This window comes from Streptomyces sp. NPDC058308 (assembly GCF_042880275.1).
Lineage (GTDB): Bacteria > Actinomycetota > Actinomycetes > Streptomycetales > Streptomycetaceae > Streptomyces.
Genome location: NZ_JBHVZA010000001.1, coordinates 285,739 through 307,140, shown reverse-complemented (window position 1 = coordinate 307,140; position 21,402 = coordinate 285,739). Strand labels below are relative to the sequence as shown.

At 72.2% G+C, this 21,402-nt stretch carries 18 protein-coding genes; 8 read left to right on the top strand and 10 right to left on the bottom strand.

From position 1 onward, the window contains the following. Positions 1 to 141 precede the first annotated feature (141 nt). Together ACFVYL_RS01080 and ACFVYL_RS01075 are read left to right on the top strand one after the other, a co-directional pair. Positions 142 to 1,482, top strand: a complete 1,341-nt coding sequence (locus ACFVYL_RS01080) for a 6-phospho-beta-glucosidase (protein WP_389712171.1) — start codon at positions 142 to 144, stop codon at positions 1,480 to 1,482. 33 nt (positions 1,483 to 1,515) lie between these two features. Continuing rightward, a complete protein-coding gene (locus tag ACFVYL_RS01075; protein ID WP_389712170.1) occupies positions 1,516 to 1,905 on the top strand; it encodes a (2Fe-2S) ferredoxin domain-containing protein in 390 nt (129 codons plus the stop codon). Here the strand turns inward: ACFVYL_RS01075 and ACFVYL_RS01070 are convergent. Both ACFVYL_RS01070 and ACFVYL_RS01065 read right to left on the bottom strand, forming a co-directional pair. Continuing rightward, the gene (locus ACFVYL_RS01070) at positions 1,902 to 2,402 is read right to left on the bottom strand and encodes an FBP domain-containing protein (protein ID WP_389712169.1); all 501 of its coding nucleotides are present in this window, start codon (positions 2,400 to 2,402) and stop codon (positions 1,902 to 1,904) included. The two genes, ACFVYL_RS01075 and ACFVYL_RS01070, sit on opposite strands and share 4 nt — an antisense overlap. 82 nt (positions 2,403 to 2,484) lie before the next feature. Beyond that, entirely contained in the window at positions 2,485 to 3,408 is a 924-nt protein-coding gene (locus tag ACFVYL_RS01065) for an NADP-dependent oxidoreductase (RefSeq protein WP_389712168.1), read from the bottom strand. Between the two features lie 183 nt (positions 3,409 to 3,591). On the opposite strand from ACFVYL_RS01065, the gene ppk2 reads away from it, so the two are divergent. Continuing rightward, complete coding sequence (gene ppk2 / locus ACFVYL_RS01060; RefSeq protein WP_389712167.1) at positions 3,592 to 4,551, top strand: polyphosphate kinase 2; 960 nt, start codon at positions 3,592 to 3,594, stop codon at positions 4,549 to 4,551. Between the two features lie 115 nt (positions 4,552 to 4,666). On the opposite strand, the gene ACFVYL_RS01055 is transcribed toward ppk2, so the two are convergent. After that, positions 4,667 to 5,215, bottom strand: a complete 549-nt coding sequence (locus ACFVYL_RS01055; protein WP_389712166.1) for a DinB family protein — start codon at positions 5,213 to 5,215, stop codon at positions 4,667 to 4,669. After that, positions 5,212 to 6,486: a serine hydrolase domain-containing protein gene (locus tag ACFVYL_RS01050; protein WP_389712165.1), complete on the bottom strand. Its 1,275-nt coding sequence runs from the start codon at positions 6,484 to 6,486 to the stop codon at positions 5,212 to 5,214. The genes ACFVYL_RS01055 and ACFVYL_RS01050 overlap by 4 nt, the downstream gene beginning before the upstream one ends. A gap of 742 nt (positions 6,487 to 7,228) precedes the next feature. On the opposite strand from ACFVYL_RS01050, the gene ACFVYL_RS01045 reads away from it, so the two are divergent. From ACFVYL_RS01045 to ACFVYL_RS01035, 3 genes are all read left to right on the top strand, one after another. Next, positions 7,229 to 9,286, top strand: a complete 2,058-nt coding sequence (locus ACFVYL_RS01045; protein WP_389712164.1) for a phosphocholine-specific phospholipase C — start codon at positions 7,229 to 7,231, stop codon at positions 9,284 to 9,286. Positions 9,287 to 9,354: 68 nt separating this feature from the next. Then, on the top strand, positions 9,355 to 11,946 hold the full coding sequence (valS, locus tag ACFVYL_RS01040) for a valine--tRNA ligase (protein ID WP_389712163.1): 2,592 nt from the start codon (positions 9,355 to 9,357) through the stop codon (positions 11,944 to 11,946). Between the two features lie 109 nt (positions 11,947 to 12,055). Next, the gene (locus ACFVYL_RS01035) at positions 12,056 to 13,048 is read left to right on the top strand and encodes a phospholipid scramblase-related protein (protein ID WP_389712162.1); all 993 of its coding nucleotides are present in this window, start codon (positions 12,056 to 12,058) and stop codon (positions 13,046 to 13,048) included. A gap of 102 nt (positions 13,049 to 13,150) precedes the next feature. Here the strand turns inward: ACFVYL_RS01035 and ACFVYL_RS01030 are convergent, their stop codons facing one another. Together ACFVYL_RS01030 and ACFVYL_RS01025 are read right to left on the bottom strand one after the other, a co-directional pair. Continuing rightward, complete coding sequence (locus ACFVYL_RS01030) at positions 13,151 to 14,089, bottom strand: DMT family transporter (protein ID WP_389712161.1); 939 nt, start codon at positions 14,087 to 14,089, stop codon at positions 13,151 to 13,153. Beyond that, positions 14,086 to 14,976, bottom strand: a complete 891-nt coding sequence (locus tag ACFVYL_RS01025) for a phosphatase PAP2 family protein (RefSeq protein WP_389712160.1) — start codon at positions 14,974 to 14,976, stop codon at positions 14,086 to 14,088. The genes ACFVYL_RS01030 and ACFVYL_RS01025 overlap by 4 nt, the downstream gene beginning before the upstream one ends. 160 nt (positions 14,977 to 15,136) lie before the next feature. Here ACFVYL_RS01025 and ACFVYL_RS01020 point away from each other — a divergent pair, with 160 nt between their 5' ends. Next, positions 15,137 to 15,721, top strand: coding sequence for a TetR/AcrR family transcriptional regulator (locus ACFVYL_RS01020; RefSeq protein WP_389712159.1), 585 nt, complete (start codon positions 15,137 to 15,139; stop codon positions 15,719 to 15,721). A gap of 161 nt (positions 15,722 to 15,882) precedes the next feature. On the opposite strand, the gene ACFVYL_RS01015 is transcribed toward ACFVYL_RS01020, so the two are convergent. The 4 genes from ACFVYL_RS01015 to ACFVYL_RS01000 form a co-directional block, all read right to left on the bottom strand. Then, positions 15,883 to 16,821 carry a DUF2510 domain-containing protein gene (locus ACFVYL_RS01015; RefSeq protein ID WP_389712158.1) on the bottom strand — a complete coding sequence of 313 codons (939 nt, stop codon included), beginning with the start codon at positions 16,819 to 16,821 and terminating at the stop codon, positions 15,883 to 15,885. Positions 16,822 to 16,886: 65 nt separating this feature from the next. Further along, complete coding sequence (locus tag ACFVYL_RS01010; protein ID WP_389712157.1) at positions 16,887 to 18,071, bottom strand: anhydro-N-acetylmuramic acid kinase; 1,185 nt, start codon at positions 18,069 to 18,071, stop codon at positions 16,887 to 16,889. A 124-nt stretch (positions 18,072 to 18,195) separates the two neighbouring features. Further along, entirely contained in the window at positions 18,196 to 19,203 is a 1,008-nt protein-coding gene (locus ACFVYL_RS01005; protein ID WP_389712156.1) for an acyl-CoA dehydrogenase family protein, read from the bottom strand. After that, the gene (locus tag ACFVYL_RS01000) at positions 19,203 to 20,456 is read right to left on the bottom strand and encodes an acyl-CoA dehydrogenase family protein (RefSeq protein ID WP_389712155.1); all 1,254 of its coding nucleotides are present in this window, start codon (positions 20,454 to 20,456) and stop codon (positions 19,203 to 19,205) included. The genes ACFVYL_RS01005 and ACFVYL_RS01000 overlap by 1 nt, the downstream gene beginning before the upstream one ends. A 145-nt stretch (positions 20,457 to 20,601) precedes the next feature. Here ACFVYL_RS01000 and ACFVYL_RS00995 point away from each other — a divergent pair, with 145 nt between their 5' ends. Then, positions 20,602 to 21,384: an SDR family oxidoreductase gene (locus tag ACFVYL_RS00995; protein ID WP_389712154.1), complete on the top strand. Its 783-nt coding sequence runs from the start codon at positions 20,602 to 20,604 to the stop codon at positions 21,382 to 21,384. Positions 21,385 to 21,402 lie beyond the last annotated feature (18 nt).

Sequence of the window (21,402 nt, the reverse complement as noted above, 5' to 3'; positions counted from 1 at the left end):
GGGCGCTACCTCCGTGGGGGGTCGGAACGCTGCGGCGTCATCGTACGTAACGTGCGCCCCGGCGACGTGCGTTACGCCGAGCCCGATGCGGTACGTAACGTGAACATCGGTGATACCGGTCCGACAGAAGGCGGTTCAGACGTGAAACTGGCAATTCTCGGCGGGGGCGGGTTCCGCGTGCCGCTCGTGTACGGGGCTCTCCTCGGCGACCGCGCCGAGGGCCGCGTCACCGACGTCGTCCTGCACGACCTGGACGCCGCCCGGCTCGACGCCGTCGCCCGCGTCCTCGCCGAGCAGGCCGCCGGCGCCCCGGACGCGCCCACCGTCACCGCCACCACCGACCTCGACGAGGCACTGCGCGGCGCCGACTTCGTCTTCTCCGCGATCCGCGTGGGCGGTCTGGAAGGGCGTGCCGCCGACGAGCGCGTCGCGCTCGCCGAGGGCGTCCTCGGGCAGGAGACGGTCGGCGCGGGCGGCATCGCGTACGGGCTGCGCACGGTGCCCGTCGCCGTCGACATCGCGCGCCGCGTCGCGCGGCTCGCCCCCGCCGCCTGGGTCATCAACTTCACCAACCCCGCGGGGCTGGTCACCGAAGCCATGGCCCGCCACCTGGGCGGCCGCGTCATCGGCATCTGCGACTCACCGGTGGGCCTCGGCCGCCGGGTGGCGCAGGTGCTGGGCGGCAACCCCGACGAAGCCTTCATCGACTACGTGGGCCTCAACCACCTCGGCTGGCTGCGCGGGCTGCACATCGCGGGCCGCGACGAACTGCCGCGGCTGCTCGACGATCCCGGGCTCCTCGGCTCCTTCGAGCAGGGCAGGCTGTTCGGTGCCGACTGGCTGCGGACGCTCGGCATGATCCCCAACGAATACCTGCACTACTACTACTTCAACCGCGACACCGTGCGCGCCTACCAGCAGGCCGAACGGACCCGCGGTGCCTTCCTCCACACCCAACAGGCCCGCTTCTACGACGCGATGCGCAGCGCCGACACCCCCGCCCTCAAGACCTGGAACGCCACCCTCGCCGAGCGCGAGGCGGCGTACATGGCGGAGAACAGGGCAGCGGCGGGCGTGGGGGAGCGGGCCGAGGAGGACCTGGAGTCCGGCGGGTACGAGAAGGTCGCCCTCGCCCTGATGCGGGCCATCGCGCGCGACGAGCGGGCCACGCTGATCCTCAACGTCCGCAACGGCACGACCCTGGCCGCGCTGGACACGGACGCCGTCATCGAGGTGCCCTGCTCCGTCGACGCCAACGGCGCCCACCCCATGTCGGTGGCCCCGCTGCCCGGCCACGCCACCGGCCTGGTGTGCGCGGTCAAGGCGGTCGAGCGCGAGGTGCTCGCGGCGGTGGACAGCGGTTCGTCGGCCACCGCCGTCAAGGCGTTCGCGCTGCATCCGCTCGTCGACTCCGTGACGGTCGCGCGGCGCCTTGTGGAGGGCTACCGGAGCGTGCATCCCGGACTCGCGTACCTGAGGTGATCACGGCTTTCGGGCACCTGAGATGATCACGACATGAGTCCCGTCGTCTCCATCGGTGCCGCCGCCCGCCGCCCCTGCACGCTCGTCGTGTGCCGGGGCTGCTGCTGCGGTGACGCGCGCAAGAACCCCGGCATCGACCACGCCTGGCAGCTGGAGCGGATGCGCACCGCCGCGGCGGCCTCGCGCGGCCGGTTCACTGTGCGCACGAGCGACTGCCTCGGGCCGTGCGGGCAGGCCAACATCGTCGTGGTCCAGCCCTCGTACGAGGGGCGCAGGCGGGGTGGCCGGGCGGCCTGGGTCGGCTTCGTCACGGACGACGAGTCGCTCGACGGGATACTCGCCTGGGCCGCCGCGGGCGGTCCCGGCCTGGCCGATCCTTCGGCCACGCTCGCGCTCCAGATGGTGGATCCCCGCGCGCTCTAGCCGGCGAGGATCTGGTCCAGGAAGCCGTCCAGGTTCCGTATGGTCCTGGCGTTCTGCTCCTCCGGCGTGAGGCTCTCCTCCAGGCGGCGGGCCAGCACCGTGGTCTTCTTCCCGCGTACGTAGAGGGAGCAGGCCAGGTCCGCGCAGATGTACAGGCCGACCGAATTGCCCTGGCGGCCCGCCGCGCCCGCCTTCGGGGCCACGAGCAGTGTGATGCCGGAACCGGACTGCGGCGTGACGCACACCGAACAGATGCTGGACTTGAGCAGGCTCTTGCGCGCCCCCGTCGAGGCGCGCAGGGCGATGCCCACGGGCTTGTCGTCCCGCCACGTCACCACATAGCCGCGGTCGGGCGCCTTGGGGTCGCGCCAGCCGAGAAAGTCCAGGTCGGACCAGGGGGTGTCGGCGAAGCCCGCAGGGAGGGTGAGTCTGCGGGCCTCGCCCTTGGAACAGTTGACGAAGGACGCGCGGATCTCGTTCTCACTGAGGGACTTCATGATCCGGAAGGTATCAACGGGCCGACCGGGCCGTCGTGCCATTTTCTCCCGCCGCGGCTCCCCCGGACACCCGCGCCCCGCCTCACACGGACACCTCGATCACGACCTTGCCCCGCGCGTGACCGCCCTCCACCGCGCGCAGCGCCTCGTCCGCGCGGTCCAGGGGGTACGTCGCCGTCACGTGCGGGCGCAGCACCCCCGCCACGGCGAGGAGCGCGACCTCGTCCAGGACCGCCGCCGTACGGGCCCGCGCGACAGGAGCGCCGCCCAGTTCCGCCACGGTCTCCTTGGCCGCCGCCGTGATCAGCTTCCCGCGGTCGGTCAGGAGCTCCGCGAGCCCGGCCAGGTCCGCGCCGCCGACCAGGTCGAAGACCGCGTCGACGCGGTGGTCGGGCGCCGCCTCCCGGATGCGCTCGGCGAGCCGGGGCCCGGGCGGCACGTGCACCGCACCGAGCGACTCGACGAACTCCTTCTTGCCGGTGCTCGCCGTGCCCACCACGCGCAGCCCGAAGTGCCGCGCGATCTGCGTCGCGGCCACCCCGACACCACCGCCGGCCCCGGTGACCAGCAGCGTCGACCCCGCGGGCAGATCGAGCTGCCGCAGCCCGTCGTACGCGGTGGCCGCCGCGACGGGCAGCACCGCCGCGTCCGCGAAGGAGAGGGGGCCCGGCTTGTGCGCGGCGATGCCGGCGGGGATCAGGGTGAACTCCGCGTACCCGCCGGTGACCGGATTGCCGAACACCGGATCCCCGGGCACGAACCCCTCGACCCCGGCGCCGACCCGCTCCACGGTGCCCGCGACCTCGCTGCCCAGGACCTCGGGGCCGGTCATGGGCGCCTGGCCGGGACGCCGTTTGCCCGCCCGCAGCTTCCAGTCGACCGGGTTCACACCGGCCGCACGCACCGCCACGAGCAGCTGCCCGGGGCCGGGCTCCGGCTCGGCGAGGTCGAGGAACGCCTCCACCTCGGGACCGCCGTGTGCGGTGAATCCGTACGCCTTGGGCATCTGGCTCCCTCTCTCCGATCACCTGCCGACCGCCCGCCGCGCACGCGACCGCCCGTCGGCTCACCCAGATGACGACCACCAGGATCCTCCGGCTATTCCCGGCCCGCGGGTGCTGAGCCGCGGTCCTGGGGGCAAGCTGACGAGTGGAAGGGCGAGGGAGCGTGCGAGGGAGAGGTCAACGCGGTGGAGCCGACCGATGGGAATGCCGACGATCTGCTCGAAGGGCTGTCCGTGGACGACGCCCGCCCGGAGCGCCCGGTGCTCCTCGACAAACAGGGGCGGCCCCTGCAGACCTGGCGGGAGAACTACCCGTACACCCAGAAGCTGAGCCGGCGGACGTACGAGCGGCACAAGCGGATCCTGCAGATCGAGCTCCTGAAGCTGCAGAAGACGGTGCGTGAGCAGGGGCGGCGCGTCGTCGTGCTGTGCGAGGGGCGTGACGCGGCAGGCAAGGGCGGCACGATCAAACGGTTCACCGAGCGCCTGAATCCGCGCGGCGCGCGAACGGTGGCGCTGGACAAGCCGAACGAGCACGAGGCCGGCCAGTGGTACTTCCAGCGGTACGTCGCCCAGCTGCCGTCGGCGGGTGAGATCGTCTTCTTCGACCGGTCCTGGTACAACCGCGCCGGAGTCGAGCCGGTCATGGGGTTCTGTACACCCCGCGAGCACCTGCACTTCCTGGAGCAGGCGCCGCTGTTCGAGAAGATGATCACCGATGACGGCATCATCCTCATCAAGTTCTGGTTCTCCGTCTCCCGGGGCGAACAGCGGACGCGTTTCGCGATCCGGCAGGTCGATCCGGTGCGCCAGTGGAAACTCTCCTCCACCGACCTCGCCTCGCTGGATCTGTGGGACGCCTACACCTACGCGAAGGTGGAGATGTTCCGGGCCACGGACACCCCGCACGCCCCCTGGACCGTGGTGAAGACCAACGACAAGCGGCGCGGCCGTCTGGAGGCCATGCGCCATCTCCTGCTGCAGATCGACTACGAGGCCAAGGACACCGAGGCGGTCGGCAAGGCCGATCCGCTGATCATCGGCCCCGCCAACACGCTCCTCGAACCGGGCGAGGACGCCACGGACCTCTCACCGAGCAAGCTCGCCCCCCACGACCGGGGGCCGGGCCGCCACCCGCACACGTGAGGCCACCGCACGCCCGGCACCTACTCGGGCGTACGCGAAGCGACCGCGCAGGGAGGGCGCTGAGCCGCTGCCGGGCGGGTGCCTCTCCCGCGAACGCCCAACGACCAGTGCTTTCTCAGAACCCCACCGCCCCGTCGATCCGCTCCCGGAGCAGATCGGCGTGGCCGTTGTGGCGGGCGTACTCCTGGATCATGTGCACGAGCACCCAGCGCAGCGACACCGCGCCGAGAAAGGGGTCCTCTCCCTCGACATCGAGATCGGCGGCCGTCTCGACGAACTTCTCCGCGAACGCCACCTCGGCCCGCCACGCCTCCCAGGCCGCGGTGACGGCTTCGGGTTCCGCGAGCGCGCCGTCGAAGTCTCCGTCGGCGTTGTCGGGCGTGGCGTAGAGGGGCGCCGGGTCCTCGCCCGCGAGGATGCCCCGGAACCAGCGGCGTTCGACGTCGGTGAGGTGCCGGAGCAGGCCGAGCAGCGACATGGTGGAGGGGGCGACGGATCGCCGGTCCAACTCGGCGGCAAGGCCCGCGCACTTCAGTTCCAAGGTCGCGCGCTGGGCGCGCAACTGCTCGCCCAGGACGGCCCGTTCGTCGCCGGTGGTCACCGCGCCGTACCGGGGGTCGGTCTGCTCTCCCGTGAAGAACCTGGCTCTTCTGCGTGCTGTCATGCCCTCCATCTTCGCTCCCCGCCCCGGCCCTGCTCGCGGAGCTCCCGGTACAGGGCGCCGACCAGGTGGATGCTGCGCAGGTCCTCGCCCGAGGTCCCGGCGCCCAGGCGGTTCATCACGTACGCGTACGAGACGCCGTTCTCCGGGTCGGCGAAGGCGTACGACCCGCCCATGCCGCCGTGCCCGAAAGCGCGGGGGTTGGGGCCCGCCTGCCCGAACTGGTTGAGCATGTAGCCGAGGGCCCACGGCCAGGTGTCGGCGAGCGGGGTGCCCGCCCGCAGGACGAGGTCGGGCTCCTCGCCGTCGCTCTGGAGGGTGCGCAGCCGCTCCAGGGTGCCGGGGGAGAGGAGCCGGCCGCAGGCCAACTCCGCGTACACGGAGGCGAGTCCGAGCGCGGTGGCGTGGCCGTTGACCGCGGGGATCTCCGCGCTCCGGTAGGCGGCGCTGTGCACGTCGCCCAGCGGCAGGTAGCGCAGCGCGAGCGTGACCGGCGCCATCGGATGGTCCGTGAGCCCGCCGACCGGCGGCTTCGGGGCCTCACCGAACGTGTTGCTCGCCGCCGACGAGGGCGCCGACGAAGTCGAGGGCGAGGGCGAGGGCGAGGACGGCGGGGGCGGCTCGGCGGCGCGTACGGGAGGCGCCAGCTCCGCGCACCGGCCGTGCTCGCTCGCCGGTGTCCCGACATGGACGTCGGCGCCCAGCGGGCCGGTCACCTCGCTGCGCAGGAACGTCCCGAGCGAGACGCCGCTGACGCGCCGCACCACCTCGCCGACCAGGAAACCGAACGTCACCGCGTGGTAGCCCTGCGCCGTGCCGGGCCGCCACCACGGCCGCGTCGCGGCCAATGCGTCGGTGACCTTCTCCCAGTCGTACACCGCGCCCGGCGCCATGGGTTCGCTCGGCGCGATGAGCCCGGAGCGGTGGCTCAGCAGCCAGCGCACCGGGATGTCGGCCTTGCCGGCTTGCGCGAACTCCGGCCAGTACCGCGCGACCGGCGCGTCCAGGTCCAACTCGCCGTGCTCCACGAGCAGATGGGCGCAGAGCGCGGTCATGCCCTTGGTGGTGGAGTAGATGTTCACCAGCGTGTCCCGCTCCCAGGGGCGGGTGCCCGTACGGTCCGCGTCACCGCCCCACAGATCGACGACGACCTCGCCGTCGACGGTGGCCGCGACGGCCGCCCCGAGCTCGCCGCGCTCGGCGAAACTCCGCTCGAACTCCTCGCGCACGCCCTCGAATCCGGGGGCGCAGGCGCCGTGGACGTGCACAGTCATGACTCTCCTCGGTGGCCGGAGCGGGCAGACGGACGTGCCGTGGGCAACCATCCTTCCGCATGGTTTCCCACGGCACCTACCCCTCCGGCGCGCCAACGTGCCGGGCGGCTACAGCCAGTCGTGGTAGCGCCGGAGGTACCAGCCCTTCACCGCCTGGGTGAGCGCGCAGTACGCGCGCCGCGTCCCGATCAGCCACGGGAAGTAGCTCATCGGCAGCGGCCGTGAAGCCGTTGATCGCGAACACGGCCGGGACCATGACCAAAGGCGTGGCGAAGCGCGCCCGTGCGCGAGGGCGTAGACGTGGTGTGAATGTGCTGTGAAAACGCCCCTGGACGTGCCGACGGCGGACACGTCCGTGGTGGGGCAGGGGTCACCGCCGCGGCCTCAGATGACGGACAAACGTGACATCAGCACGGCGGAGCGAGGGGAAAGGCGGCGGAGAGCGGCCTCAGAGAAGCGCACCGCTGGCGCAAGGACTTCCTTCGGGACTCATCCCGAACACCTCCTTGCGATCGCGGGACACGAAGACGACGCCATGGATCGGCGCGCCGCCCAGTCAGGCCCGCGCATTGCCATATGTCAAATATGGGACTTTGGTCCCGAAATGGCGATGACTTGTGTCCCGCCCATCAGAGGTTGGACTTCTCTTCACACGCAGGTCACCGGCTCTTCCGTATTGCTTGCTCCCCTTGGCACACTGCACCCGCTCGCGTCCCCCACATCCCACGAGGTCGGAATACACATGCCTGAACTCAATCGGCGTCGCTTCATGCAGCTGACCGGCGGCACCGCTGCGTTCGCGATGCTCAACCAGAGCATCGCGAAGGCCGCGTCCCTGCCCGCCAGGCGCGCCACCGGCACCATCAAGGACGTCGAGCACGTCGTCGTGCTGATGCAGGAGAACCGCTCCTTCGACCACTACTTCGGCACCATGAAGGGGGTCCGGGGCTTCGGCGACCCGCGCCCGGTGACGCTGCCCAACGGCAAGCCGGTCTGGAACCAGCCGAGCGGCGCGAAGGAGGTCCTGCCGTTCCACCCGGACGCCAAGGACCTGGGGATGCAGTTCATCGCGGGCCTCGACCACGACTGGGCCGGCGGCCACAAGGCGTTCAACAACGGCGCGTACGACCAGTGGATCCCGGCGAAGTCCGAGCGGACGATGGCGTACCTCGAACGCGACGACATCCCCTTCCACTACGCCCTCGCCGACGCCTTCACGGTCTGCGACGACTACCACTGTTCGTTCATGGGAGCCACCGACCCCAACCGCTACTACATGCTCTCGGGCCACGTCGGCAACGACGGCAAGGGCGGCGGCCCGGTCCTCGGCAACCAGGAGGCGGGCTACGACTGGACGACGTACGCCGAGCGCCTGGAGCAGGCGGGCGTCTCCTGGAAGGTGTACCAGGACATCGGTGACGGTCTGGACGCGGCCGGACACTGGGGCTGGATCGACGACGCCTACCGAGGCAACTACGGCGACAACTCGCTGCTCTACTTCAACAAGTACCGCAACGCCAAGGCGGGCGATCCGCTGTACGAGAAGGCCCGCAAGGGCACCAACGCCAAGGCCGGCGACGGCTACTTCGACATCCTCAAGGCCGACGTGAAGGCGGACCGGCTGCCGCAGGTCTCCTACGTCGCGTGCCCGGAGGCGTTCACCGAGCACCCCAACTGGCCCGCCAACTACGGCGCCTGGTACATCTCGCAGATCCTGGACGCGCTCACCTCCAACCCCGAGGTGTGGGCGAAGACGGCGCTGTTCGTCACCTACGACGAGAACGACGGTTACTTCGACCACATCGTGCCGCCGTACGTGCCCAAGGACGCCAACCAGGGCAAGTCCACCGTGGACACCACGCTCGACTACTTCCCGGGCAACGCCTCCTACGCGGCCGGGCACTACGGCCTCGGCCAGCGCGTCCCGATGATCGTCGTCTCGCCCTGGAGCACCGGCGGCTACGTGAACTCCGAGGTCTTCGACCACACGTCGATCATCCGGTTCATGGAGCGGCGCTTCGGCGTCAAGGAGCCCAACATCTCGCCGTGGCGCCGGGCGATCTGCGGCGACCTCACGTCCGCCTTCGACTTCGGCGGCAAGGACACCGACCCGGCGAAGCTCCCCGACACCGCCTCCTTCGAGCCGCCGGACCACGAGCGCCACCCCGACTACCGGCCCAAGGCCCCCGGCTCCCCGGCGCTGCCCAAGCAGGAGCGCGGCTCCCGGCCCGCCCGCCCGCTGCCGTACGCGCCGCTGGTGGACGGCGCGGCGGACGTCGCCGCGGGGAAGTTCACGCTCACCTTCAGCGGCGGCGCCAAGGCGGGCGTCTGCTTCCACGTCCGCTCCCAGAACCGCACCGACGGGCCCTGGACGTACACGGTGGAGGCGGGCAAGACGCTCTCCGACACGTGGAACTCGGCGTACTCCGGCGGTTCGCACGACCTCTCGGTGTTCGGCCCCAACGGCTTCCTGCGCACCTTCAAGGGCCCCGGCAAGAAGGCGGGCCCCGAGGTCGTCGCCCGCCACGACGCCAAGACCGGCAACATCAAGCTGACCCTCAAGAACGCGGGCAGTACCGCTGTGAACCTCACGGTGACCAACGCCTACGGCGGCGCGGGCCAGACCTTCAAGGTCAGGGCCGGTGCCTCCGTGGAGCACACCGTCGACCTGCGGGCCAGCAAGCGCTGGTACGACCTGACGGTCACGTCCGACGCGGACAATGGGTTCCTCCGGCGTCTCGCGGGCCACGTGGAGACCGGCGCGGCGGGTGTCAGCGACCCGGCGATCATCGCCGGCTGATCCACCCCGTGCCCCGGGCCGGAAAAGAGCAGGCCCCGGCCCGGGGCCGCTGGATAGCATCCTGAGGCATGGCCATCACCCCTCGCCGTGCCGGCGTCCCCGAGAAGCCCGTCCTCGACGGGCTCGAAGAGAAATGGTCCCGGCGATGGGACGCGTCGGGCGTGTACGCCTTCGACCGTTCACGGACGCGGGACGAGATCTTCTCCATCGACACCCCGCCGCCCACGGTCAGCGGTTCGCTGCACGTCGGCCACGTCTTCTCGTACACGCACACCGACGCCGTCGCCCGCTACCACCGCATGCGCGGCAAGGAAGTCTTCTATCCCATGGGATGGGACGACAACGGCCTGCCGACCGAGCGGCGCGTCCAGAACCACTTCGGCGTCCGGTGCGACCCCGCTCTCCCGTACGACCCGGATTTCGTCCCACCCGCGCGGCCCGGCAAGAACCAACTCCCCGTCTCCCGGCGGAACTTCATCGAGTTGTGCGAAGTGCTCACCGCCGAGGACGAGAAGGCCTTCGAGGATCTGTGGCGGCGGCTCGGCCTCTCCGTCGACTGGTCCCGCACCTACCGGACCATCGACGCGGACGCCCGCGCGACCTCGCAGCTCGCGTTCCTGAACAACCTGGCGCGCGGTGAGGCGTACGTCGCCGAGGCGCCCACCCTGTGGGACGTCACGTTCCGCACGGCGGTCGCCCAGGCCGAGTTGGAGGACCGGGAGCGGCCCGCCGCCTACCACCGGCTCGTCTTCCACCGGGCGGACGGCGGCGCCGTCCTCATCGACACGACCCGGCCCGAGCTGCTCCCCGCCTGCGTCGCGCTGGTGACGCATCCGGACGACGAGCGCTACCGGGACCTGGTCGGCACGACGGTCCGCACCCCGCTCTTCGGCGTCGAGGTCCCCGTCGTCGCGCACCGCCTCGCGACGCCCGAGAAGGGCACGGGGGCCGCGATGGTCTGCACGTTCGGCGACACCACCGATGTCACGTGGTGGCGCGAACTGCGGCTCGCCACCCGGCCGGTGATCGGCTGGGACGGCCGCTTCCTCGCCGAGCCGCCGCAGGGCGTCGAGGCACCGGCCGCCGTCGCCGCGTACAAGGAGCTCGCCGGTGCCACCGTGCACACCGCCCGTGAACGCGTCGTCGGGATGCTGCGCGAGAGCGGCGACCTGACGGGCGAGCCGCGGGCCGTCACGCACGCGGTCAAGTTCTTCGAGAAGGGCGACAAGCCCCTGGAGATCGTCACGACCCGCCAGTGGTACGTCCGCAACGGCGGCCGGGACACGGCCCTGCGCGAGCGGCTCCTCGCCCGTGGCAACGAGCTGGCCTGGCATCCGCCGCACATGCGGATCCGCTACGAGAACTGGGTCGGCGGACTCAACGGCGACTGGCTGATCAGCCGTCAGCGCTTCTTCGGCGTCCCGATCCCCGTCTGGTACCCGCTCGACGGCTCCGGGCGGCCCGACCACGACCACCCGATCGTCCCCGACCGCTCCGTGCTGCCCGTCGACCCGAGCGCCCAGACCCCGCCCGGCTATCGCGCGGACCAACGCGGTGAGCCGCACGGCTTCATCGGCGACCCGGACGTCATGGACACCTGGGCGACGTCCTCGCTCACCCCGCAGATCGCCGGCAAGTGGCTCACGGACCCGGACCTGTTCGAGCGGGTCTTCCCGATGGACCTGCGCCCCCAGGCCCACGAGATCATCCGCACCTGGCTGTTCTCGACCGTCGTGCGCGCGCACACCGAGCACGGCGCGCTGCCCTGGCGGCACGCGGCGATCTCGGGCTGGATCCTCGACCCCGACCGCAAGAAGATGGCGAAGAGCAAGGGCAACGCGGTCACCCCGGACCATCTGCTCGTCCAGCACGGCGCGGACGCGGTCCGTTACTGGGCGGCGAGCGGGCGCCCCGGCACGGACACGGCGTTCGACGTCGGCCAGATGAAGATCGGCCGTCGGCTCGCCACGAAACTGCTGAACGTCGGCAAGTTCGTCCTGAGCCTCGGGGAGGCCGGTGAGGTCCGAGAGGCCAGTGAGGTCCGTGAGGCCGGGGAGGGTGCCGCCGTCACCGAGCCGCTCGACCGGGCCCTGCTCGCCGACCTCGCGTCGACGGTCGAGGAGGCGTCGCGCGCCTTCGAGGCCTTCGACTACGCACGCGCCCTGGCCCGTACGGAACAGCTCTTCTGGCGCTTCTGCGACGACTACGTGGAGCTGGTCAAGGCCCGCGCGTACGGCGACCACGGCGACGCGGCGGCGACCGGGTCCGCACGGGCAACACTGCGTACGGCGCTCGACGCCCTGCTGCGTCTCTTCGCGCCGGTCCTGCCCTTCGTCACCGAGGAGGTCTGGTCGTGGTGGCGGGAGGGGTCGGTCCATCGAGCGGCGTGGCCGGAAGCCTCCGGGCTGCGGGCCCGCGCGGGCGACGCGGAGGTCCTCGCCACCGCCTCGGAGGCCATCGCCGCGGTCCGCAAGGCCAAGTCGCAGGCCTGCCTCTCGATGCGGACGGAGGTCGCGCGGGCGACGGTCACGGCGCCGCGCGCCGCCCTGGACCGCTTCACGGCGGCCGCGGACGACGTGCGGGCGGCGGGCAGGATCGGGGCGGTGGAGCTGCGGGAGGCCGAAGGGCCGGAGCCGCTGCGGGTCGAAGTGGCGTTCTGAGCGGTTCGGGTGCGCCCCACGAGGGGCGCACCCGCTCCGGCTGAGGCGGACATCACAACTCAGCAAGGGGCTGGCGGGCGGCCCGCACCCGGGGGGTAGGGTCACCCGGGTGACCACGCATTCGAACACTCCTGCAGGCTGGTACCCGGACCCGCACGGCGCAGCCCAGCTCCTGCGCTGGTGGGACGGCTCCCAATGGACGGAGCACACCACCCCGGCCCAGCAGCAGGCCCAACAGGTCCCGCAGCAGGCGCAGCAGCAGCCCGCGCAGGCCCCCGCCGCCGCCCAGCAGCAGGCCCAGCCCGCTCAGCAGCAGGGTCAGTTCGGCCAGGCCCAGGCCCCGGCCCAGCAGGGCCAGTTCGGCCAGGCCCAGGCCGTCCAGCAGCAGGGCCAGTTCGGCCAGCCGCAGGCGCACCCGCAGGCCGCCCCGGCCGCCGACCCGGCCAAGGTGCAGCGCCAGGTGCAGAAGCAGGCGGGCGTCGCACCGGCCGCGCAGGGCGGCGGCACGCTGTTCACGGAGCCGGTCCTGGTCGTGAACCAGAAGGCCAAGCTCATCGAGCTCACGAACGAGTACAGCGTCATGGACCAGGCGGGCAACACGCTCGGCTCGGTCGTCCAGGTGGGCCAGAGCACGCTGAAGAAGGTCGCGCGCTTCGTCGCCAGCGTCGACCAGTTCATGACGCACAAGCTGGAGATCCGCGACGCGTACGGCCAGCCGCAGATGATGCTGACCCGCCCGCGGAAGTTCATGAAGTCGCGGGTGATCGTCGAGCGCCCGGACGGCCAGCAGGTCGGCGAGATCGTCCAGCAGAACATGATCGGCAAGATCAACTTCGGGATGATGGTCAACGGCCAGCAGGTCGGCGCCATCAAGGCGGAGAACTGGCGCGCCTGGAACTTCTCGATCGTCGACCACGCCGACAACGAGGTCGCCCGGATCACGAAGACCTGGGAAGGCCTCGCCAAGACGATGTTCACCACCGCGGACAACTACGTCCTGCAGATCCACTACCAGCTGCCCGAGCCGCTCCTGAGCCTGGTCGTGGCGACCGCGCTCACCGTGGACACGGCGTTGAAGCAGGACTCCCGGGGCCTCGGGTAACCGCACCCCTTCTCGTACAACTTCTCGACAACTTCTCGTACGACGACGGCGCCGGCCGTCCCCTTCCGCAGGGGGCGGCCGGCGCCGTTCCGCTTCTCCGTGTCAGACGCTCTGCAGGCCGGATGTGGCGGGTCGCGCAGTTCCCCGCGCCCCTTCGGGTGACCCGGGCTGGCCGGGAACGGAGAGCAGGGAGACCGGCTCCGGCTCGGCTGTCGGCTTCTGCGGTGACCGGGTGAGGACCACGACCCCGTACGCCGCCACCGCCGCCCCTGCCACCGCGAGGAGGATGCCGACGGTCCCGCCCTGGAGGCGTTCGCCGAGCAGCGTCACGCCGATCACCGAGGCCGCGAGGGGGTTGGAGAGCGTCACCACGGCGAGCGGCGCGCCGAGACCGCCGCGGTACGCGGTCTGCGAGAGCAGCAGCCCGCCGGCGGCGAACGCCGCCACAAGGAGGGCCACGACGATCACCTGCGGGCTGAGCAGCGGTCCCGAGCGGTCCGTCACGGCGACCGTCACGGTCTGCGTGAGCGCGGAGGCGACGCCCGACGCGAAGCCGGACGCGGTCGCGTGGCGCAGTCCCGGGCGGGTGCCGGGCCGGGAGAGAACCCCGATGACTGCCATGGTCGCGGCGGCGACGGTCAGCGCCTCCGGCACGCTCAGGCTGTCGTCGGGCGCGGGGCCCGACGCGGTCAGGAGCAGCGCGCCGAGGCCGATGAGGGTCAGGCCGGTGCCGCGCCACTCCAGGCGGGTCACCCGGCGTCCGGCGAGCCGGGCACCGAGCGGCACGGCGGCGACCAGGGTGAGCGCGCCGAGCGGCTGGACCAGCGTGAGCGGCCCGTACTTCAGGGCCGCCACGTGCAGCAGCGCCGCGGACGCGTTGAGCCCGACCGACGACCACCACGGGCCGCTGCCCAGCATCCGCAGGACGCCGCTCTCGCCCTCGGTGATGCGCGAGGCGAGCCGCTCCTGCGCGACCGCCGCGGCGGCGTAGGCGGCCGCGGAGACGAGAGAGAGTGCGACGGCGAGAAGCGTGGCGCTCATCGGCGGGCTCCCGAGGTGATCAGTTCCGGTGCGGGTGTGGGTGCGGGTGTGGGTGTGGGTGTCGGTGTCAGCATCGGCAGCGGCGCCGGTGCGGAGCCGCGTACGACCGTCGGGCGGCTCGCGCGCGGCAGCCGGATCACCGCGAGCGCGATGCCGAGCAGCGCGGTCGCCACGGCGGCGTCGAGCCAGTAGTGGTTGGCGGTGCCGACCACCACGAGCAGGGTCAGCAGCGGGTGCAGCAGCCACAGCCAGCGCCACCGCGTCGAGGTGGCGACGATCATGCCGACGGCGAGCATCAGCGCCCAGCCGAAGTGCAGGGAGGGCATGGCCGCGAACTGGTTCGCCATGGTGTCGGTGGCGGGCTTGGCGGCGTACACCGAGGGCCCGTAGACCTGCGCGGTGTCCACGAGGTGCGCGGCGTCCAGCATCCGCGGCGGCGCGAGCGGGAAGCCGAGGTGCAGCACGAGCGCGGCCGCGGTCAGCGCGGCGAGCACCCGCCGTGTCCAGACGTAGTGCCGGGGCCGGCGCAGATACAGCCAGACCAGGAACAGCAGCGTCGCCGGGAAGTGCACCGTCGCGTAGTAGGTGTTCGCGACGTGGATCAGCGTGTCGCTGCTGAGCAGGGCGTCCTGCACGGCGCCCTCGCCGGGCAGGCGCAGCGTGCGCTCGGCGTCCCATACGCGGTGCGCGTTGCGGAAGGCCTCGCCGGTGTGTCCGTTGGCGAGCTGCCTGCCGAATTTGTAGACGAGGAAAAGTCCTACGACGAGGAGGAGCTCGCGGACGAGGGGCGGTCGGGCAGATGTGTCCGGCTTCCGGACGGCGGTCGCGCCCGGCTCCCGGACCTTTATGTCCGGCTCCCGTTCGGCAGGCTCGGTTCGGGATTCCATCCCCCGGCCCCTTTACGTGATGACTGGGTAGTGCGGTGCTGAGCGGAGGATCGCCCCACTCATCGATACGCCAGTGTACCGATACGGAAGCGTACCGGTACACTGGCGTATCGAAGGGTGTCGATCGAGCCGATCGGCTGCCGTACCGAGGAGAAGAGTCATGACGTCGACGTCGAGCCGCTCGAAGATCACGCCCGAGCGTGAGCAGGAGTTCTACGACGCCGTCCTCGAACAGCTCCGCGAGTGCGGATACGACTCCCTGACCATGGAGGGCGTGGCCGCCCGCACCCGCTGCAGCAAGTCCACGCTCTACCGCCAGTGGAAGACCAAGCCCCAGTTCGTGGCCGCCGCGCTGCGCGCCAACCGCTGTGTGCGCTTCGCCGGCATCGACACCGGAAGTCTCGCCGGGGATCTGCGGGAGGCCGCCCGGGCCGCCGGCGAGCAGTCGGGGCGGGACACGATGCTGGTCCAGGCGCTCAGCCACGCGGTCCTGCAGGACGAGGAGCTGCAGCGGGCCCTGCGCGAGACGCTGGTCGAACCGGAGCTCCAGGCCGTGGCCGCGATCATCCGGCGCGGTGTCGAGCGCGGCGAGATCGCCGAGGGACACCCGGCCGTGGAGTTCCTCTCGGTGCAGATGTTCGGCGTGCTGCGGGCCCGGCCGATCCTGGAGGGCGCGTACGCGGACGGGGAGTATCTGACCCGCTTCGTCGAGGCCTGTGTGCTCCCCGCACTGGGCCTCACCTGATCGTGGGCCCGGGTCTGTGGGATGACGAGACCCGGGCCTGCCCGCGCCGCACCGTGGGGACGGGGGCGGCGCGCACCCCGGGCCGGACGGGGTTCCTCCTGAGCGGCGAGGAACCCCGCCCGGCCCGCTGAGACTCCGCTGAGTCGCCGCTGAAGGAGCCTTTAGACGTCCTTGCCGGCTCCGCCGCCGCTGCCGCCGACCGGACCGGCCTTGATGCCCTCGGCGATCTTGTCCATGGTGGACAGCGACGGGGCCTTGTCGTTGACGTCGATGCCCATGCGGACGATGACCAGCTTCGACTTGTCGGCGGGGGAGGGGAAGGCGAGCGATTCGACGTAGCCGTCGTCGCTCTTCTCCGTGACCGCCTTCCAGCGCACGAAGTAGCCCTTCTGGCCCGCCACGGTGACCGGCTCGGACGCCAGCACCTTGTGCGAGGTGATCTTGCCGTAGGTCTTGCCGCCGTACCCCTCCTTGGCGTTCTTCTTGATGTCGGCCTTGGCGGCCGCCTCGGGTGTGTCGGCGTCGATCTTCAGCTGCTCCGCCGACTGGGAGAACGCGCTGCCGCGCGTGCACTGCTCGTCGGCGTTCCCGGGGCAGGGGATGGGTTCCGTCTGCACCCCGCCGCCGTACTTCGTGCTCCCGCCGCGCCAGCCGTCCGGCACGGGAATCCTGATGCCGTTCACCGGGTCGCTCGCGAAGCCCGGCTCCTGCTCCGGTGCCCCGGGCTCATCCGGCCCCTCGGGCGCCTGGGGCGACTCGGACCTGCCCGGGGCCCGCGGGCCGCCGACCGACGGTTCCTTCACCGCGGAGCCACCGCCGTCCCCGTCGTCGTCGGAGGTCAGGGCGTATACGCCCCCGCCTATCCCGGCGAGGACGACAAGCACCACGCCGGTGGCTATCGCTATGCGCAGCCGTCGCCGCGGAGCGGGCGGCTGCCCGGGGTACGCCGGGAAGGCCGGCTGCGTCGGATGCGCCGCGGTGCCGGCGGCCGCCCGCACCTGGTCCGTCCACACGTTCCCGTCCCACCAGCGCTCGGTGGGAGGACCGCCGGCGGTCTGGCCGGGATCGGGGTACCAGCCTGGGGGAGTCATCTGGGTCATGCCCGTCAGCGTATGAGCCCCGCGTGAAAGGGGGATGAGAGGGGCCCTCCAACCCTCGGCACGCCCTACCGGCCCCCGTCCCCATGGCCGTTGACGACGAGCCGCACCGGGCCCTCGCCCTCCGCCGTCACCGTCGGCCACGGCGTCCCCCGGCGCCCCGGCGTGATCGAACCCAGCACGCTCGCGTGCCGCGCCCCCGTGCTCGCCGGGACGGTGCCCGGCAGCCCGTGCAGGGTCAGGAAGCCGAGGACCGCGAAGGCGTAGGCCTCCTTCGCCGCGGAGGGCAGGCCGAGCTCGTCGGAGGTGCGTACCGGGATCCCGCTGCCCAACTCCGCCCGCAGGGCGGCCATCAGGGCGGGGTTGCGCGTCCCACCGCCGGAGGCGACGACCTCGGTGGCCCCGACGGTGCGGACCGCGTCGGCGACCGTGCGGGCGGTGAGGCGGGTCAGCGTGGCGACCACGTCCTCGGCGGGCAGCGCCTCGTACCCTCGCAGGGCCGTACGCAGGTAGGGCAGATGGAAGAGTTCCTTACCCGTCGTCTTCGGCGCCGCGAGCGCGTAATACGGCTCGGTGAGGAGCCGGGCCAGGAGCCCCTCGTCGACCGTGCCGCTCCTGGCCAGTTCGCCGTCCAGGTCGTACGCGAGGCGGCCGTCCGTCGCCTCGTGCACCGCGGCGTCGACGAGGGCGTTGGCGGGGCCGGTGTCGAAGGCGGTGCCGTCGGCGGCGGTGATGTTGGCGATGCCGCCGAGGTTCAGCGCGGCGGGGGCGCCGGGCCTGCCGCGCAGCCACATCCGGTCCACCAGGCTGACCAGCGGCGCGCCCTGGCCACCCGCCGCGATGTCACGGGGGCGGAAGTCGGCGACCACCGGCAGCCCGGTGGCCTCGGCGATCCAGGCGGGCTGGCCGATCTGGAGGGTGCCGTGCACCTGCCCGTCCGCCACCCAGTGGTAGACGGTCTGGCCGTGCGAGGCGACCAGTTCGGCCCGCCCGTCGCACAGTTCGCGGTCGGCCTCGACCGCCGCGGCGGCGAAGGCCCGCCCGATCCGGGTGTCCAGGCGGCAGACCTCGGCGAGAGTGGTGGCGGCGGGCGGCAGCGCGGCGGCGAGAGTGGCGCGCAGCCCGTCGTCGTAGCCACGGCTGATCAGCCCGAGGGGGGTGAGCGTCAGACGGTCGCCGTCCAGGGTCAGATCGGCGGCTGCCGCGTCGATCGCGTCGTACGAGGTCCCTGACATGAGCCCGATCACGCGCACGTGGGGCCTCCTTCTGGGTCGGCTCACCAAATGTGCTTGATCATCGCATCCCGCGGGCCGCGCGCGACTCGTGTTCAGGAAAGCGGCACGGGGTGCAGACGCCGCCGGCCGCCCGGCGCGCCCCTCACCCGGTGCCGGCCGTTCGTTCCCCGTACGCGGCGAGGGCCCGGCCGCGCCACAGCCCGGGGTCCCCCCAGGCGCTCCGCAGCGCCCGCGCCTTGGTGAGCCACAGGGACAGGTCGAACTCCGCCGTGTACCCGATCGCGCCGTGCAGTTGCAGCGCCGCGCGGGCCGCCGCGTACGCGGCCTCGCCCGCCGTCACCTTTGCGGCCGCGACATCACCCGGAGACATGGTCGTCGCGGCGCCGAACACCAGCGGCCGGGCGAACTCCAGGCCCACCAGGACGTCCGCGAGCCGGTGCTTGACCGCCTGGAACGACCCGATCGGCACCCCGAACTGGGTGCGCTGCTTCGCATACGCCACGGTCCGCTCCAGCAGCGCGAGACCTACGCCGAGCGACTGCGCGGCCGTGGCGAGCGCCGTCCACCGGGTGGCGTGCCGTGCGGCGGCCGCCACGGCGGGGCCCGAGGCGAGCAGTTCCCCGCCGGGTGACGGCGCGGCGAGGCGCCGTGCCGGGTCCAGGGACCGCCGCACGCGCGCGTGTCCCGGGGCCAGCCGCAGCGCGTCGTCCGACACGGCCAGGATCAGGTCCGCCGCGTCCGCGTCCAGCGCGTGCGGGCCGCCGTCGGGCAGTGTCAGCGTCGCGCTCATCGCCCCCGAGGCCAGAAAGGGCAGCAGGCGCTTGGCCGGTTCCCGCTCGCCCTCCTCGGCGAGGTGTGCCAGGAGCGCCGCCGCCGCCACCGTCTCGACGGCCGGCCCCGGCACGGCGTGCCGCCCCAACTCCACGAAGGCGACGGCCGTCTCGACGGGCAGCGGGCCCACGCCCTCGTACTCCTCGGGGACCGGCAGCGCGAAGACGCCCGCGTCCGCGAGCCGCGCCCACACCGCACGACCCGGCGCGTGGTCGCCGGTGCCCCACGCGCGCGTGGCCGCCACCGTGCAGGACGCCGTCAGCATCGCGTCCAGGGAGCGCGCGAACTCCCGCTGCCCGTCGTCGAGGAGGAACCTCATCAGCGCCGTCCCTTCGGCAGGCCGAGCAGCCGCTCGGCGATGATGTCGCGCTGGATCTCGTTGGTGCCGGCGTAGAGGGGACCGGCGAGCGAGAAGACGTACCCCGCCGCCCAGTCGGCGCCGGGCGCGGACGGGGCGTCGGTCAACTCGCCGTCCGGGCCGAGCAGATCGAGCGCCGTCTCGTGCAGCGCGATGTCGTACTCTGACCAGAAGACCTTGTTGAGGCTGGACTCGGCGCCGATCCGCTCCCCGGCCAGGAACCGGGAGGCGTTGGCCCAGGTGAACAACGCGTAGGCGCGGGCGCCGATGACGGCGTCGGCGACCCGGTCGCGCAGCGCCGTGTCGGCCGGGTCCGACCGGGCACTCCACTGCCGGGCAAGGCGGTCCGCCGAGGCGAGGAAGCGGCCGGGGGAGCGCAGCGTCAGGCCGCGTTCGTTGCCCGTGGTGGACATGGCGATCCGCCAGCCCTGGCCGGGCTCGCCGATCACGTCCTCGTCCGGCACGAACACGTCGTCCAGGAAGAGTTCGGCGAAGGCGGGTTTGCCGTCCAGGCGCCCGACGGGACGGACCGTCACTCCGGGGGCGTCGAGCGGGAACATCAGATACGTGAGGCCATGGTGCGGCTTGCCCGCGTGCTCCTGGCCGCTCGCGTGCTTCCCTCCGCCCTCGTGTTTCCCGCCACTCCCGTGCTCCCCACCGCTCTCATGCTCCCCGCTGCTCCCGTGCGGCTCGCTGCGGAACAGGCCGAACGCGCGGTCGGCGAAGGCAGCCCGCGACGACCACGCCTTCTGTCCGCTGATGAGCCAACCGCCGTCCGTGAGCCGGGCGGTGGAGCGCAGGGATGCGAGGTCGGAGCCCGACTCGGGCTCCGACCAGGCCTGCGCCCAGATCACGTCACCGGACGCCATGGGTGGCAGCACCCGCGCGCGCTGCTCCTCGGTGCCGAAGTCGAACAGGGTGGGCGCGAGGAGGTTGATGCCGTTCTGCGAGACCCGGCCCGGCGCGCCCGCCGCGTAGTACTCCTCCTCGAACACTAGCCACTTGACGATGTCGACGCCCTGCCCGCCGTACTCCTCGGGCCAGGACACCACCGACCAGCGGTCGGCCGCGAGTGTGCGCTCCCATTCCCGGTGGGCGGCGAACCCCGCGCCGGTCTCCAGGGAGGGGAGCGGCGCGGCCGGTACGTGCGCGGCGAGCCAGTCGCGCGCCCGCTGCCTGAACTCCCCTTCCTCGGCGGTGAAGTCGAGGTCCATCAGTGGCCCACCTCTTCGGTTCCGGGATGCGGGGCCGCGTCCGCGGCCGGAATTGCCGTGCACTCTTCCCTAACAAGTGTTTGGTAGATTACCCTGAAGATGGCCGACGAGTCGAGAGCCTGAATCCGGAATCGGGGGGCAGTCCATGGACGCACCGGTCTACGTGCCCGCGCACGACCTGCTCGCGGGCCGCACCGCGGTGATCACGGCCGCCGCGGGGGCGGGCATCGGCGGCGCCACCGCGCGCCGCTTCCTGGAGGAGGGCGCGCGGATCGTCATCGGCGACGCCCACCCGCGCCGGACCAAGGAGTCGGTGGCGGCCCTCGCGGAGGAGTTCGGCGCCGACCGGGTGGACGGTATCCCGTGCGACGTCACCGACGCGGCGCAGATCGACGCACTGTTCGACCTCGCGGAGCGGCACCACGGCCACCTCGACATCGTGGTGAACAACGCCGGTCTCGGGGGGACGGCCGCCCTCACGGAGATGACCGACGAGCAGTGGGACAAGGTCATCGACGTCACGCTGAACGGCACATTCCGCTCCACCCGCGCCGCCCTGCGCCGCATGCGCGCCGCCGACCGGGGCGGCGTGATCGTGAACAACGCCTCGGTGCTCGGCTGGCGCGCCCAGGCCGGCCAGGCGCACTACGCCGCGGCGAAGGCCGGCGTCATGGCCCTCACCCGCTGCGCCGCGCTCGAAGCCGCCCCCCACGCCGTCCGGGTCAACGCGGTCTCGCCGAGCCTCGCCATGCACCCCCACCTCGCGAAGGTCACCCCGCCCGAACTCCTCGAAGAGCTCACCGCGCGCGAGGCGTTCGGGCGGCCTGCCGAGCCGTGGGAGATAGCCAACGTCATCGTCTTCCTGGCCAGCGGCTATTCCTCGTACATGACAGGGGAGGCGGTCTCGGTCAGCAGCCAGCACGCCTAGGGCCCTTCTGACAGATCT